1 protein-coding gene is annotated in these 864 nt (G+C 42.6%); it reads right to left on the reverse strand.

Going from position 1 to position 864, the window contains the following annotated elements:
* On the reverse strand, positions 1-732 hold a 732-nt coding region (locus A3739_RS27250; protein ID WP_068503498.1), incomplete at its 3' end, for a LysR family transcriptional regulator.
* Between the last annotated feature and the right edge of the window lie 132 nt (positions 733-864).

Genomic DNA, 864 nt, shown 5'->3' on the forward strand with positions numbered 1-864 from the left:
TGTTTTTGGCAATACCGACCAGCCCATACCAACGCTGGCCATCATTTTCATGGTTTCTAAGTAGTTGGTTGGTATCTTTGCTTTTAGTTCAAGTTGGTTTTCTTCAAACACCTTGGCGACGATTCGATAGGTGAGTGTGGATTCTGAGGGAAGAATCGCATCATGTTGTGATAGCTCTTTTGGGCCGACGCGTTTTAACTGAGCAAGTGGATGCTGGTGTCCGCATACAAAGGCCATCGGGTCATCCCAAACCAAATGCGTTATGACATGTTCCCGACGTTGTTCTGGAATCGTTATAAAAGCGATATCGGCGTTGTTTTCTTGAAGCAGGGCATAAGCACTTTCGGAGTCGAGAAAATTCAGGTGCAAATCAACTAAAGGGTGCCGTTTGGAGAACTCGCGCAATATCAAAGGTAACCGATGCAATCCAATATGGTGACTTGCCACAATTCTTAAGTCGCCTTTTACTTCACCACTTGTATCTCGTACTGCCTGTTTTGCGTTGTCGAAGTTGTGCAAGATGTGTAAGGCGTGTGGCAGTAATGCTTTGCCTGCATCAGTCAGGGTGATCTCGCGTTGTAGTCGCTCGAAGAGTTTTACATCAAGCCGGCCTTCTAAGTTTTGAATCCGTTTCGATATGGCGGGCTGGGTAATATGCATGACCTTAGCTGCCTTAGAAAAAGACCCTTCGTTGACGATCGTTATAAATGCGAGAAGCGCTTCAATATCCATAGTATTTGTTAAATAAAGTGATACAAACACGTATTCCTGTTAGGAATCGTATTTATAAAAAATATGACTTTGTTTTATTTATAGGTTGAGAATACAATTTATTCAATAGGTAAAGAAACCCTTGTTTGGCAA

The organism is Oleiphilus sp. HI0067, assembly GCF_001635735.1.